The sequence below is a fragment of the Oribacterium sp. KHPX15 genome (assembly GCF_900107835.1).
Lineage (GTDB): Bacteria > Bacillota > Clostridia > Lachnospirales > Lachnospiraceae > Oribacterium.
On sequence record NZ_FNRG01000018.1, the window covers coordinates 13,732 to 27,882 of the forward strand.

Genomic DNA, 14,151 nt, shown 5'->3' on the forward strand with positions numbered 1-14,151 from the left:
ATCGAATCGTTTCCCGATCCGTACCTGCACCATCACTTATCACTGAGTCCCTTGCCTTCAACATACATCTTATCAAAATAGCTCTGATACTCACCGGAGATGATGTGCTCCCACCACTCCTTGTTGTTGAGATACCAGTCAATGGTTACAGGGATTCCTGTATCGAAGGTGTACTCAGGCTTCCATCCAAGCTCTGTCTCCATTTTTGTAGGATCCATAGCATATCTCTGGTCGTGTCCCGGTCTGTCCTTAACGTACTCGATAAGTGACTCAGGTTTTCCGAGAGCCTTGAGGATGGTCTTTACTACTTCAAGGTTTGTTCTCTCGTTGTGTCCGCCGATGTTGTAAACCTCGCCTACCTTGCCGTTACGAACGATAAGGTCGATGGCCTTGCAGTGGTCTGTCACATACAGCCAGTCGCGGACATTGGCACCGTTTCCGTATACAGGGATCTTCTCATCGTTAAGTGCTCTTGAGATAACCAGCGGGATAAGCTTCTCAGGGAAGTGATATGGTCCGTAGTTGTTTGAGCATCTTGAAATGGTTGTAGGGATACCGTAGGTTCTGTGGTATGCCATTACGAAAAGATCTGCTGATGCCTTTGATGCTGAATATGGTGAAGATGCCTTGATCTTGTTGTCCTCTGTGAAGAAGAGGTCAGGTCTGTCAAGAGGAAGGTCACCGTAAACCTCATCGGTTGATACCTGGTGATAACGCTTGATGCCATACTCCTTACATGCATCAAGAAGTGTAACTGTTCCGCCGACATTTGTCTGAAGGAAGATTCCGGGATCTGTTACCGAACGGTCAACGTGAGACTCTGCTGCGAAGTTAATGATCACATCAGGCTTCTCCTCTTCAAAGAGCTTGAAGATGAACTCTCTGTCTGCGATATCGCCCTTTACAAACTTGTAGTTTGGCTTGCCCTCAAGTGGTGCAAGTGTCTCAAGATTTCCTGCGTAGGTAAGTGCATCAAGGCAGATCCACTGATCCTCGGGATAAGTATTAACAGCAAAATGCATGAAGTTGCCGCCGATAAAGCCGGCACCGCCTGTTACTATATATTTCATTTTTTTGTTCCTCTCGTATTACTTTTGCAACTTTAAAAAGCTCATCTGAATTATATCCGCCATTTTACGATTCATGAATGGCAATAAGACCGGCAGATCATTATCAAAGAACCATATATTTATTTTGAAATTTCCTTAAGCTTATCAACATACTTGCCTTCGAGAACATCCTTAAGGTAACGGCCGTACTCGTTCTTCTTATACATCTCATAAGCTTCCTGTACCTTCTCAAGGCTGATCCAGCCGTTATGATAGGCAATTTCCTCAAGGCAGGCGATTTTACGATGCTCATGGGTCTCAATGGTACGGACAAAGTTTGTGGCATCCACCAGTGACTCATGGGTTCCGGTATCAAGCCAGGTGAAACCCTGCCCAAGAAGCGTCACATCCAGCTCGCCGTCCTCAAGGTAAATACGGTTAAGGTCAGTGATCTCAAGCTCACCTCTTGCTGAAGGCTTAAGATTCTTAGCATAGTCAACAACCTTGTTGTCATAGAAGTAGAGTCCTGTCACACAGTAATTTGACTTAGGATGCTCTGGCTTCTCTTCAATAGAGATTGCCTTTCCTGTTCTGTCAAATTCAACGATACCGAATCTCTCGGGATCATCAACATAGTATCCGAATACTGTTGCACCCTTTTCTTTTGCGGCTGCACTTCTGAGAAGTCTCTTGAATCCGTGTCCGGAAAAGATATTGTCACCAAGGATCATGGCTACAGAATCATCTCCTATGAAATCTGCGCCAATGATAAATGCCTGGGCAAGTCCGTCCGGTGACGGCTGTACTTTATATTGTAAATTGATGCCAAACTGACTTCCGTCACCGAGGAGTTCCTCAAATCTCGGTGTATCGACCGGTGTTGAGATAATCAGGATGTCGCGGATCCCGGCATTCATAAGAACGCTGAGGGGATAGTAGATCATCGGCTTGTCATAGATCGGAAGTAACTGTTTGGAGGTTACTCGTGTAAGTGGATATAATCTTGTACCGGATCCTCCGGCAAGTATAATTCCCTTCATAAATTCTCCTTTTACTATCAGGTTCGGTAATGAGCCCCTGATTTTGGGCGTAGTTCACCCGACATGTATACATACTTTTCAAATTTTAACACAAGAGGGGGGGATATACAAATTTATTTTTGATTAAGACGGGTGGAGTGGATAACCGGCCGGAAAATGGAAGGGATGGGTGACAACCCACGAGATTGAAATGGTACAGAAAATGCAGGGGACGGGCGACGGCCCACGAGATTGAAAGGACAGCCCGGGCGTCATGTCCGTATCCGATCACACTTACGTGTGTCGGCTACGGACATGACGCCCGGGCTGTTCTTTCAACTCGCAAGCCTTGTCACCCATCCCCTGCATTTTCTTCACTTTTCTAACCATGCCACCCATCCCTTCCATTTTCTTACGTTACGACAGAATTCCATTATTCTTGATTAAGCGGAATCATAGTGTTATAGTCACGTAAATTAATTTGTATAACCACGGAAGAGGAAGTAAATATATGTCAAAGAAGAAAGCTTTAATCGCCATGAGTGGCGGGGTGGATAGTTCGGTTTCGGCGGCGTTGATGAAGGACGCGGGGTACGAATGCATCGGGGCTACCATGAAGCTGTACAGCGATGATTCATTAAATACGTGCAGCACACCGGACAGTGTTGAAGATGCGAGGAAGGTTGCCGAAAGTCTGGGCATGCCTTTTTATGTTTTTGATTTTACGGAGGATTTTGACCGAGAGGTTGTAAGGCGCTTTGTCAGGACCTATGAAGAAGGCGGAACACCAAATCCATGTATCGAATGCAACAAATACATGAAACATAAAAAGCTGTTTGACAGTGCTGTTTCACTTGGCTGTGATATCATAGTGACGGGGCATTATGCAAGAATAGAGCAGGATCCGGATACAGGTCGCTGGCTTTTGAAAAAGGCTTTGAATGTTTCAAAGGATCAGAGCTATGTTCTTTATTTTATGAGTCAGGAACAGCTTGAACATACAAGATTTCCGTTAGGGGATTTTGCTTCAAAGGATGAGGTTCGTGAAGAGGCTGAAAAGCTTGATTTCATAAATGCCCACAAGCATGACTCCCAGGATATCTGCTTTGTACCGGATGGGAAATATGTTGATTTCATCGAGCGCTATACTCATAAGTCTTATGCTCCCGGAAACTTCACTGACACTGAGGGCAACGTTCTCGGGCAGCATAAGGGTATCATCCGTTACACCATCGGTCAGCGGAAGGGTCTTGGGCTGGCTCTTAAGCAGCCTATGTATGTTTGTGAAAAGGATATGGCAAACAATGATGTCATCCTTACAACAGGACCTGAGCTTTACTCAAAGGCGCTCATTGCAGATAACTTTAACTGGATTCCTTTCGATGCGCCGGAGGAGCCTGTCAGAGTTACAGTTAAAACCCGCTACAAAGCGAAGGAAACTCCTGCAACTGCCGAAGCTCTTAGAGATGAGCAGGGAAATCTCACCGGTCAGGCCCGTATAGTTTTCGATGAACCGGAGCGTGCCGTTGCTATAGGTCAGGCGGTAGTTCTCTACGATGGTGACATAGTTGTCGGCGGCGGAACCATCATAAAAGCTATAAAAGAATTATAAATCATCAGCTGACTTCAGAAGCGACATTCAGCAGTTGACTTTAGAACTAACATTCAGTAGCTGACTTTAGAACCAACATTCAGCATTTGGATTTAGAACCGACATTCAGCAGTTGACTTTAGAACCGACATTCAGCAGTTGGATTGCAGCAGTTCAGATGGCCCATGAACCAGCCTTAGCCAAGTTAGATTTTCTCACCCGAAAGGCCATATTATTTTCCATGATTACTATTTGAGTCATAATAAATCTGTCTCTTGTTTGACCCATAATCTGTTATTTTCAGATATGAGTCATGCTTGATCAGTCTCTTCCTTGACTCATATTCCTTTATTTTCAAATATGAGTCATGCTTGATCAGTCTCTTCCTTGACTCATATTCCTTTATTTTCAGATTTGAGTCATGCTTGATCAGTCTCTTCCTTGACTCATATTCCTTTATTTTCAAATATGAGTCATGGGTGATCAGATTTTCAATTGACTCACAATCCTATTTTTCAAATATAGGTCATCGGAAATCGGACCTGTCCTTGACTCATAATCCGGTTTTAGAGATATAGGTCATAGAGACGACTTAAATCCACTTTAAATGTGTGCTTTTCCGCCGCCTTCATCTTTTACTCTTCTGCCACCTTCACCGGCTTCAGGTTCTGACGTATCTTTATTCCGTTAACTTCGATGTCATCAGCGATGGGAATCAGCAGATACTCTCTTCCGTCGATGACACGGGTCTCTACAAGATCGGCACTCTCGGACTTTATATCAAGTTTCATGGTAAGTGACTTCACCACTAAGTGTTTCTGATCCTGAATGTTCTCAGCAACCAGTGGTGAATTATCGTCCCCCACAGCTTCCTCGTAGATTCTCTCAAACTGGTGAAGCTGTTCCTCGCTTGCGCCGTTGGAGGCAAGAAGTCTCTTAATCTCGCCTTTTCCAAGCTCTACATGATCGTCAGAATCCTTATCGTTCTGATTCTCACGGATCATCTCGTTGACCTCTTCGGAAATGCTCCTTACTGTCTCAAAAGTGCAGTCTCCGGAAAGAGTTGTCTCAATAATCTCCCTGAATACATGTTGCTGGTCTTTCTCTGTTCTGCTGAGCTCGGTTCCCAGAATATCCAGCACTATCTCCTCATGTCTTTCCTCAGGATGTCTCGTATAATAGAGTGAATTGTGAATGTCCATGTTCCGGAAATTGAAAGCCGGGAACAGGAATGCTGACTCCGGATTCTTCACGCCCCAGTCATTGGTGCGGCTCATAAAGGTTTGAGCCGCGGCATCGTAGCAAAGTCCCTCTCTCAGAAGCTCCACCGGACAGATGGAACACAGGATAAAGCTGTACACATACTCACTTGCGTCTTCAAGAATTGTCTGGTCCTTCAGCTTCAGGGGGATGTCGTAAACTCCGTGGCTCAGTATGATAAGGTACTTTCCGGGATAACTGTAGGTCCCGATGATCTTGTCAAAAAATTCCTCCACAAGAGCATCATCCTTAAGCTCTGACTGCTTGAGGCGATACAGAAATTCCTGGTGTCCCCCGGGCATCTCCTCTGCCGCAGGGAACTCCACGTTAAAAAGATTGCGGCCGAACTTGCCGGACATGGAACGCTTGAAGATCTCGCAATATTTAGATCTTTCGGCCTCCTCCAGCTGAAGAAACATGTCATGGAAGGCGGAAATCTTTTCCTTCTCTTCGTTGACATAGCATGCCCGCATACGGTCTATGCGGCAATCATTTTTATTGAAACACTTTGACTTAATCTCACTTACTGACTTCTTGTCCATTTATTCTCCATTCCGTATTTATCCATTTTTGGCACTTGCCGATCCTGTCCACATATTTAATCGTGGAAATCCCACGGTTTTTTAGCAGATCAAAAGAATCAGAAAGGATTCCTTCATAGTTTCCTCCTGAAACCTACAAGCGCCATACTCTTTCATCATCCAAAGATAATGACATTTCGCCCTTCAAGCTTCAAAGCTCACCGGAACAGTCATTTTTCAGTATCTGTATCTCCTCTTCCGTCAGGCTCCTGTACTCTCCGGGTGCCAGACTTTCGTCAAGTTCAATGCTTCCCATGGACATCCTCTTGAGGTAGAGCACATCCTTTCCTCCCGGAAGGGCTCTGATCATTTTCTTAATCTGATGGAACTTGCCTTCCTGAATCGTCACCTTGATTTCAGAGCACAATGTTTCTGCATTGACATCGGCAGCTTCCTCTGCGCCTTTAAAATCAGCTCCGGACAAACGCACTCTCTCGAACCTTTCCGGATCCACAGTGAGCTGAAGCTTATCTGCAAGCTCCTTTACTGTCTTTCTGGTACTAAGGATCTCAAGTCCCGCAGGCATTGCCGTCAGATGCTCGTCGAAGCGGATGCCTTTTTTGAACATCCTGCCATCCTCTTCACTAACCTCTCCCGAAACCACCGCATAGTAAACCTTATCTATGTGGTGCTTAGGTGCCAGAAGTCTATGTGCAAGCTGCCCGTCATTTGTGATGATCAGGAGCCCCTCTGTATCCTTGTCGAGACGTCCTACCGGGAAAATATCCTTCCGCGCCTGACCTCCGAACTCATCATCCCGGATCAGGCCCACCACTGTGGTCTGACGTTTGTCCTCGCTTGCCGAGATAACTCCGGCAGGCTTATTCAGCATATAATATTGGTATTTTTCATACCTTATTTCTTCATCAAAAAAAGTAATGACCGCTCCCTCCGGGACTTCGAAGCCCGATTCGCGAATCACCTCTCCGTCCACAATGACTTTGCACTTTCTTATTGCCTTTTTTATATCACTTCTGCTGCCGACACCCATATCGGCAAGATACTTGTCTAAACGCATATATTTCTCTCTTTTAATGTTTAATATCAGAAAAATACTCCCAACCGAAGTTGAGAGCATTTTAGTTATCCTTTAGCCGGCACTCTGCATTTTTTTAGTGGCGCTGTAATTATGAAAATCCGGTTGTTTCATAATAAAAGCAATTACATCGCTGGAAGTTAAATCACTTTTACCACTCATATAATCCTTTAGAATTTCTATGTGAGAAGGATCTTTCTTAGCATAATTTATTGTACCGAAAATGAAGTCATCATATGCGTCTGATATGTTACTTAACAGCTTTATTAGTTCTTTCATATGCCAAACTCCTTTTAATCATAATATTTTCCAACAATATTGTAGTCTCCGTATCCTCGGTTTTCCACGAAATAGATACAGCAATTCCTGTCTAAGTCTTTCGTTCTATGCATAATAAACTCTTTACCTTTATATTTTCCATAGTTCGTACTAATTTCATGACAAACTTTTGCTATCTCTGCATTTTCCAGCTTAAGACTCGGAAACAAATATGGTACTCCGTTCATGTCGCATCTAAATATTTCTTTCATATTCTTTCTCCATAAATTATTAAATAGAGAAAGCCCTAAAGGACTCCCTCTGTATACCCGTCAGGAATCCTCATTAGTAAAGGATATTGTATCATGCTTGGGGTAATATTGCTATAAATCGCTTTTCTGTTAACCGTGTTTCTTTAGACCCGGAAATCATATCACAGCATTAGAATAATTCATATTGTCTGAATTCAGACTATATCGCGAATTAAAAAAGACCCTGCTCATTTTCGCAGAGTCTTGTTTGGACTGATTTAATCTTATTTTTTCTAATACCGTTAAACTCAAAATCTCTCATCCAGCTTCTTAACGATATATTTCAGGCACCCGTCTTCGAAGACGTTATCGAGGCCGGCTTTTTTCATTAATTCATTGTAGAAATCCGAAGCTGAGAGCTTGCAAAGCTTAAGATAGCTTTCCCAGGCCTCGCGGTAATCCCTGTCCATACGGACCTTGTACTGGAGGGCATTGGCACCGGCAATGCAGTAGTCAATGTAGTAGAGCGGGCTGTCATAGATGTGATGCTGACGCTGCCAGTAGCCTCCGTGCTCGTAGTAGGCATTACCCGTGTAATCAAGGTGCGGCTTATACTGACGCTCCAGCTCTCTCCAGACCTCGTTTCTGGCCTTCGGTGAAAGCCCCGGATCTTTGTAAATGATATCCTGGAATTCGTCTACCATGGTTCCGTAAGGAATGAACATAACAGCATCCATGAAATGCATCTTTATATAGTCATCGGAACGGTTTCCGAAGATAAGCGGCATCCAGGGTTCGGTGAAAAATTCCATGGACATTGAGTGCGTCTCGGCAATTTCCATGGTAATGTCATTGTGCTCAATGATGGGATCATCAGCGGTAATGTATCCCTGGAAGGCGTGTCCGCACTCATGGGTTATGACATCCGCATCCCCTGAGGTTCCGTTGAAGTTTGCAAATACAAAAGGCGCCCGGTAGTCATGAAGCATGGTCATATAGCCCCCGGTCTTTTTATTCTTTCTTCCCAGAACATCGAAAAGCTCTGAATCGCACATGAAGTTAATGAATCGTCCGGTCTCAGGAGAAAGATCATTGTACATCTTTTGACCTGCCGCAAGTATCTGTTCCGGAGTTCCCACCGGTGCAGGGTTGCCATTTGTAAAGTAAACACCTTCATCAATGTAGCTAAGCTTGTTAAGTCCCAGCTGACGTCTTCTCAGATCATGAAGCTTTTCCGCAAAGGGAACAAAATCTCTCTTTACCTGCTTCCGGAACTCCTGAATGTCTGAACGCCCAAAACTGTTTCTGTTCATTCGGGCGTAACCTAACGGAAGATAATCCTCATGCCCCATAAGCTCGCCCTGCTTTGTTCTGTTCTTCACCAGCTTATCATAAAAGTCATCCAGCTCTTCCTGGTGAACCGAAAAGAAGGCACTGAACTTTTCCCAGGCTTCCTTTCTTATGCTCCTGTCCTTATTGTTGAGATACGGGCTCATGAGGCTCAGATTCAGCTCTTCTCCATTCCAGTCAATTCTTGCACTTGCAAGAAGCTTGTTGTATTCGGTCTGAAGCTTGTTTTCCTCCTGCATGAGAGGAATGAGCTTGTCATCAACCGCCTTCATGGCGAGTTCAATGTTTTTGAACGCCACCTTTCCGATCTTCTCCTCAAGATATGGCCTAAAGGGGGAGTTAAAAAGCTTCTTTCGATATGAGACCACCAGGTTCTGGAAAATGGGCATGTTCTCATCAAAGTATTCCTGCTCCTCCAGAAGCTTTTCGTCGGACATATCGATATCCGAGCGGATCATGGCAATCTGTGATTCCGTCATCACATGATTGTATATGAGATAAAATTCCTGATGGATTCTGAACTGCTCTTCACCGCTTTCCGCTTTTTCAAATCTATCCTCAAGTTCCTTGAAATCCTTAGTAAGTTTCTTGAAATCTATGCGCTCATAAGGCATCTCTGAAAATTTCATTCCAATGTCTCCTTCTCAATACTGTTTTTGAACCTGAATATCTGTCAGACGAATATCATTCAGGATATTCCTTAGCAGCAAATGTATAAATAGCAAAAAATGCCTCGTCCTTTGGAAAATCTTCCATTCAATGAAGAATCGAAGATCTGAATCGGTTTCCCGTCGAGGGGGATATGTTTAAACCGACGCTGCCAAAGAACGAGGCAAATGTATCATATTATATTCACGATGTATAGGTTTTTTAACCCGGTGCATCCATTGCCTGAATGGCATCAGCCTGAGCATCCCCTCCGGGTGAAGCCTGATCTGCCGGGCCTGCCATCCACCAGGCGGTTTCTGAAACTGCCTGAGCTGCCTGGGCTTCTGTAGGAACATAGACATCACCATCATCAGCTGCTTCCGCAGGGGCTTCGATCACCTCACTGTTATCCTGGGAAGCCGGGCCTTCGGAAACATTATCCTGAGCATCATCTGCTCCGGGAATAACCTGCGTACTGTGATTGTCATTGTCCTCGCTTTTACTCTTACTCTTGCTGCTCTGGGTTGAATCCTCGCTGTTTGAAGAAGACTTTTCAGAGGATGTTCCATCTGATTTTTCTTCCTTGGAAGAGGCTGTCGCCTGAGTTTCTGATGAAGCCGCTGTGTTATCCGATGAAGCTGCCGCGGTTTCTGACACAGTGGTTTCCGCTACTGTTTCCGTAGGAGGGAAGCTGCTGTACTGCTTTCCGTTTCCGCCCACAACTTCAGCATTTCTGAACTGTATAAGCTCTGAAACCGTAACAAGCTGATAACCCTGCTGTGCCAGCCATGGGATAATCTCTTCACAGGCTGCCTGAGTGGATTTATAAAGCTCATGCATGAGAACGATACCGCCATCCGAAATCTCAGATTTTATAGATTCGACAACTTTATCCGCATCCTTGTGTTTCCAGTCCAGAGTATCTACAGACCAGAAGATAAGAGGCATCGTAATGCTGCTTTTCACCGTATCGGAAATGATTCCGCCCGGAAGACGTGCAAGTACCGGTGTTACGCCGGCAACCTCCTGTACCTTTGCATTGGTCTTTGCAAATTCCTGCACGATATAGTCAGAGGAATTCTTTGAAAGCTTTGTGTCGTGATCCCAGCTGTGGTTCGCAATCTCATGACCGTTCGCGGCCATTCTCTGAATCTCGGAGGCGAACTCGTCAACACGGTTTCCTACAACGAAGAAGGTACCGCGACCATTGTATTTTTCGAGAACATCCATGATAGCTTCACCGGTACTTCCATTAGGACCGTCATCCCAGGTGAGAGCCACCATAGGCTTTGTGGTATCCACATAACGTCCGTTTGAGAACACCTTGGTGGGGTCGTAGGCCTCAGTGGTCTCAACTGTGGCTTCTGTGCTTGCTTCTGTAACCGCAATCACCGACTCAGCCACATCGATGGCGTCATTACCCTTGTTGATCTCGATGTTCTGCATGGCATCGATTTTTTCCTGACGGCTGTTTTCTATATAGCCGGTAATGCCGGTAACGCCCTTCCAGAGGCCAAATACAAAAAGAGCACAAACGCTCAGGAAAATAACCCTGTAGGTATAAGCCCTCTGACGTGCCTTTTTCTGACGTATCTTTTTAAGCCTTTTTTCCCGCATTGCCTCTTTCTCAGCATTGGTTATAACACGGTTCCTGCCGGAGCCTCCACCTGAAGAGTGCCGCCCGCTTCCCTGAGACCCCGAACGGACTCCCCGGGAATTATATGAAGCGTTTCGGCTACGTACACCGCTTCCGCCCCTTGCATGATTATCTGAATATCTTTGATTATTATAATTACCTGCCATTTTTATTACTTCTTTATCATCAAATTTGTTATATCGATTTATCAACATCATTATACTGGAATTATTCTAACATACAATCTATTTTTTGTAGTATAAAAAATCATAATAGGAGAATAATATTTGATGTATAAAAACAACAGCTCAGCCGGTAGACCATGGGGACGGGGTTGGTGGTTCATTTTTCTAAAATGAACCACCAACCCCGTCCCCGTAGTCTACCGGCTGAACTGTCACGATTAAACCGATGTTTCCTCAGAAGATTCCCCCGATTCCGAGGTCCGTATCAATAGTGTTCATATTGTAAAGCACCAGCACATCCGTAACATCCGGATGTTCGTTGATGAAGGACGCCGGACCGAAACGGTAGTAACGGGTATCAAAAACATATATCTTCTTATAGTGATTTACAAGGAACGGCACAATGGAATTTGCGTAGCTGTCCTTAACGAGAACCATGACCTTGTCGGAATCCGCAGTCTCGTTGGTGATCTCTATAAGAGGATGAAGGTTATTAAGGAACATGGAGTACTTATCCTTTTTCTCCAGATAATCCCTGTTGTAAAGGGTATCGGTAACCTCATGCGAGTCGGTGTAGTCCACGGTCAAAGCATTGTCCGGATTCTCATAGATGGTTATCTCCTCCCCGGGTACTGTGGTGTCGTTAAGCTTTGAGTAAACCGTACCCCTGAAGCTGTCTGTGACAACGGTTTTTGTGAATGCCTCTTCCGGAAGCGGCTCAATGCCTTCGGCCTTGCAATACTCTCTGTACGCCACATAGGCACCGTAGGTGGTCCAGTGATGATCCGTGTGATAGTAAAGCGGCGTGAATTCCGAAGCTGTCTTTTCAGCCTGAGCGGCCTCAAGAAGCCCCTGATAGCAGTCGATGCGCTTCATCTCAGGACGCGCCTCATAAATCTTATTCATAGTCTCAAGCTGCTTAAGCACTCCCCTGTCGGGTGCAGAAGCAGGAAGCTTGTCATTATAAACAGTCACCGCCGTAGGCACCAGCATCAGCTTAATGTTGTTTTTCGCATCAGTGGTTATGTCCTGATAAAGCTTTCCGTACTGGGTGATGATCTTTTCATTCTGCTTCGGCTCATCATAGGCTTCGATGAGATAGCCGTCCTTAGCGATATAGATATTGTTGATCTCCTGCTTTCCCATCATAATCTCGGCCTTGGTCTTCAGGGTCATGAATTGGTCACGGGCAGGAAAGTGGTCTGACAGGTACTTCTGAATGCTGCTCATGTAGGAGCCATCCTTCAGAGACTGAAATGTATAGGTGGGCCACAATGCCAGCTGACGGTTCTCGCTCTCGCTGAATTCCTGCTTCGGAGAAGCCAGAAACCAGACTCCGAAAACCAGTATAGCCAGAGTGACGGTCATCACGGTGATGACATTACCCACATTCCGGACACCCCAGAGAAGTAAATCTTCATTTTTATTCGATTTGTTTTGCATCATAAAACTCCAATTATCAAACGCCGATGCCTTGAATGATCTTATGGGTTGGAGAAATAAAAATTTCCTTTGAAAATCATTGCATCAGCCATAGGTTTTGGCGAACCACTATTGATAAGCGGTTCATTGATATTAAACCATTCCTCATCAAAAACGGAAATAAAGGAACGGATTGTAGGTATCGTTTACCAGATACGCTGTTGTCAGGAAGAACAGGATGATATAGAAAGAAGACCTTAGGATAGTGATAAATGTCTCCCTGGTGATCATCTCCGAAAGCCCGCCATTGCCCTTTGCAGCGCTTCTGAGCTTTCCTCTTAACCACGGGTATACCGGGAAGGAAATGATGCATCCCAGTATGAGAATGAGAAAATTGTTTCTGAGATACCACAGGATATCAGCATTAACCACAGGGGCTCCGGACATTCCGAACATGATTTTGAGATAATGTCCCAGCTGTCCCATATCATCAAACACGAAAATAACAAATCCCGTTACATATATGAACATGGCATACAGATGCTGTAAAACTCCCGGCAGCTTCCCGAGAGCCTTGCCCCATATATTCTTCTCAAGGGCCAGAAGCACTCCGTAGAAAAGTCCCCAGAGGATGAAGTTCCATGCCGCACCGTGCCAGAGACCTGTCAGGAACCATACCACAAACATATTTCTAAGCTGCTTAAGCTCTCCGTGACGGTTGCCTCCCAGCGGAATGTATACATAATCACGGAACCAGGTGCTGAGGGAAATGTGCCAGCGTCTCCAGAAATCCGTTACTGAGACTGCACTCAGCGGGTAATTGAAGTTCTCAAGATAATGGAAGCCAAGCATCCTTCCCATACCGATGGCCATATCACTGTAGGCGCTGAAATCAAAGTAAAGCTGGAGGGTAAAGCACATGGCTCCAAGCCAGGAACTCAAAACGCTAAGCTCTCCTGTTGAGGCAAATGCTGCCGCCTTTATAACTTCCCAAAGCGATCCGATGGTATTGGCCAGAAGAACCTTTTTGAAAAGACCCTGCAGGAATCTGAGTCCGCCCTGGATAAAACCTTCAAAATCGATCTTACGCTCATGGAGCTCTTCGTTAACCGTTGAAAATCTGACTATAGGTCCCGCGATCAGCTGAGGGAACATGGAAACATAAGTCAGATAATAGAAATAGTTCTTCTCAACCGCCACTTCCTTCTTATAAAGATCGATGGTGTAACTCATGGTCTGGAAGGTAAAAAAGCTTATTCCTATAGGAAGACCAAGGCCCAGGGGTGTGAATGCTGTCCCGGCGAAAGCATTAACGGACTCTATAAGGAAGTCTGTATACTTGAAGAATCCCAGCACCGAAAGATCGATGATGACGGACAGTGCAAGGCACATTTTCCTGCGGATCGATCCGTCTGCAGCCTTGTCCATAATCCGTCCCAGTGTATAGTCCGAAAGAGTCTCGAACAGCATGAGGAGAATATATATGGGCTCCCCCCAGGCATAAAACACCAGTGAAAAGACAAGAAGGATATAATTCTTCACCTTGAACGGCACCAGATAATATAGGATCAGGCACAACGGAAGGAAAAAGAACAAAAATGGAATACTGCTGAAAACCATACTTTAATGCTCCAATTAATAAAACTTTTATAAATACACAACGTCCCTATCTTACAATCAAACTCCGAAGGTGGCAAACACTTTTGATAAATGTAAATAACAGTTCATAAAATAAGAGTGAATCCTTATGAAATCCACCGGGTATCCGCCGGCGAGAACCGTCCCCGCGGATACCCGGTGGATAAAATCAAAGCCGGAGGGCTCCACGTTTTTAATGGATGCCCTCCGACTCTTCAAAAATTATC

At 44.9% G+C, this 14,151-nt stretch carries 11 protein-coding genes; 1 reads left to right on the forward strand and 10 read right to left on the reverse strand.

Annotated elements, in window-relative coordinates; genetic code table 11:
* Window positions 1-32: 32 nt before the first annotated feature.
* Complete coding sequence (gene rfbB / locus BLV86_RS11150; RefSeq protein ID WP_031548175.1) at window positions 33-1,070, reverse strand: dTDP-glucose 4,6-dehydratase; 1,038 nt, start codon at window positions 1,068-1,070, stop codon at window positions 33-35.
* Window positions 1,071-1,189: 119 nt separating this feature from the next.
* Window positions 1,190-2,089, reverse strand: coding sequence for a glucose-1-phosphate thymidylyltransferase RfbA (gene rfbA, locus BLV86_RS11155; RefSeq protein ID WP_090817295.1), 900 nt, complete (start codon window positions 2,087-2,089; stop codon window positions 1,190-1,192).
* A 490-nt stretch (window positions 2,090-2,579) separates the two neighbouring features.
* Here rfbA and mnmA point away from each other — a divergent pair, with 490 nt between their 5' ends.
* On the forward strand, window positions 2,580-3,680 hold the full coding sequence (gene mnmA / locus BLV86_RS11160) for a tRNA 2-thiouridine(34) synthase MnmA (RefSeq protein ID WP_090817298.1): 1,101 nt from the start codon (window positions 2,580-2,582) through the stop codon (window positions 3,678-3,680).
* A 614-nt stretch (window positions 3,681-4,294) separates the two neighbouring features.
* On the opposite strand, the gene BLV86_RS11170 is transcribed toward mnmA, so the two are convergent.
* The 8 genes from BLV86_RS11170 to BLV86_RS11205 all read right to left on the reverse strand — a co-directional run bounded on the left by BLV86_RS11170 (window position 4,295) and on the right by BLV86_RS11205 (window position 13,906).
* Window positions 4,295-5,461 (reverse strand): DUF4317 domain-containing protein, encoded by a 1,167-nt coding sequence (locus BLV86_RS11170; RefSeq protein WP_090817304.1) that lies wholly within the window; start codon window positions 5,459-5,461, stop codon window positions 4,295-4,297.
* Between the two features lie 190 nt (window positions 5,462-5,651).
* Window positions 5,652-6,518: a pseudouridine synthase gene (locus BLV86_RS11175; protein ID WP_090817307.1), complete on the reverse strand. Its 867-nt coding sequence runs from the start codon at window positions 6,516-6,518 to the stop codon at window positions 5,652-5,654.
* A 72-nt stretch (window positions 6,519-6,590) separates the two neighbouring features.
* Window positions 6,591-6,815, reverse strand: coding sequence for a hypothetical protein (locus BLV86_RS11180; protein ID WP_090817311.1), 225 nt, complete (start codon window positions 6,813-6,815; stop codon window positions 6,591-6,593).
* A 14-nt stretch (window positions 6,816-6,829) separates the two neighbouring features.
* On the reverse strand, window positions 6,830-7,066 hold the full coding sequence (locus tag BLV86_RS11185; RefSeq protein ID WP_090817313.1) for a hypothetical protein: 237 nt from the start codon (window positions 7,064-7,066) through the stop codon (window positions 6,830-6,832).
* Between the two features lie 287 nt (window positions 7,067-7,353).
* A complete protein-coding gene (locus BLV86_RS11190) occupies window positions 7,354-9,024 on the reverse strand; it encodes a M3 family oligoendopeptidase (protein ID WP_090817316.1) in 1,671 nt (556 codons plus the stop codon).
* A 241-nt stretch (window positions 9,025-9,265) separates the two neighbouring features.
* On the reverse strand, window positions 9,266-10,846 hold the full coding sequence (locus BLV86_RS11195; protein ID WP_175456521.1) for a polysaccharide deacetylase family protein: 1,581 nt from the start codon (window positions 10,844-10,846) through the stop codon (window positions 9,266-9,268).
* 252 nt (window positions 10,847-11,098) lie between these two features.
* The gene (locus tag BLV86_RS11200) at window positions 11,099-12,307 is read right to left on the reverse strand and encodes a DHHW family protein (RefSeq protein ID WP_175456522.1); all 1,209 of its coding nucleotides are present in this window, start codon (window positions 12,305-12,307) and stop codon (window positions 11,099-11,101) included.
* A 147-nt stretch (window positions 12,308-12,454) separates the two neighbouring features.
* Entirely contained in the window at window positions 12,455-13,906 is a 1,452-nt protein-coding gene (locus BLV86_RS11205; RefSeq protein ID WP_090817323.1) for an MBOAT family O-acyltransferase, read from the reverse strand.
* Between the last annotated feature and the right edge of the window lie 245 nt (window positions 13,907-14,151).

What these genes read in the sequence shown, in the direction of transcription:
- BLV86_RS11200 (WP_175456522.1), bottom strand. Translation starts at nt 12,307, where the DNA reads ATGCAAAACAAATCGAATAAAAATGAAGATTTACTTCTCTGGGGTGTC.
- BLV86_RS11205 (WP_090817323.1), bottom strand. Translation starts at nt 13,906, where the DNA reads ATGGTTTTCAGCAGTATTCCATTTTTGTTCTTTTTCCTTCCGTTGTGC.
- BLV86_RS11175 (WP_090817307.1), bottom strand. Translation starts at nt 6,518, where the DNA reads ATGCGTTTAGACAAGTATCTTGCCGATATGGGTGTCGGCAGCAGAAGT.
- BLV86_RS11195 (WP_175456521.1), bottom strand. Translation starts at nt 10,846, where the DNA reads ATGGCAGGTAATTATAATAATCAAAGATATTCAGATAATCATGCAAGG.
- rfbB (WP_031548175.1), bottom strand. Translation starts at nt 1,070, where the DNA reads ATGAAATATATAGTAACAGGCGGTGCCGGCTTTATCGGCGGCAACTTC.
- BLV86_RS11180 (WP_090817311.1), bottom strand. Translation starts at nt 6,815, where the DNA reads ATGAAAGAACTAATAAAGCTGTTAAGTAACATATCAGACGCATATGAT.
- BLV86_RS11190 (WP_090817316.1), bottom strand. Translation starts at nt 9,024, where the DNA reads ATGAAATTTTCAGAGATGCCTTATGAGCGCATAGATTTCAAGAAACTT.
- rfbA (WP_090817295.1), bottom strand. Translation starts at nt 2,089, where the DNA reads ATGAAGGGAATTATACTTGCCGGAGGATCCGGTACAAGATTATATCCA.
- BLV86_RS11170 (WP_090817304.1), bottom strand. Translation starts at nt 5,461, where the DNA reads ATGGACAAGAAGTCAGTAAGTGAGATTAAGTCAAAGTGTTTCAATAAA.
- BLV86_RS11185 (WP_090817313.1), bottom strand. Translation starts at nt 7,066, where the DNA reads ATGAAAGAAATATTTAGATGCGACATGAACGGAGTACCATATTTGTTT.
- mnmA (WP_090817298.1), top strand. Translation starts at nt 2,580, where the DNA reads ATGTCAAAGAAGAAAGCTTTAATCGCCATGAGTGGCGGGGTGGATAGT.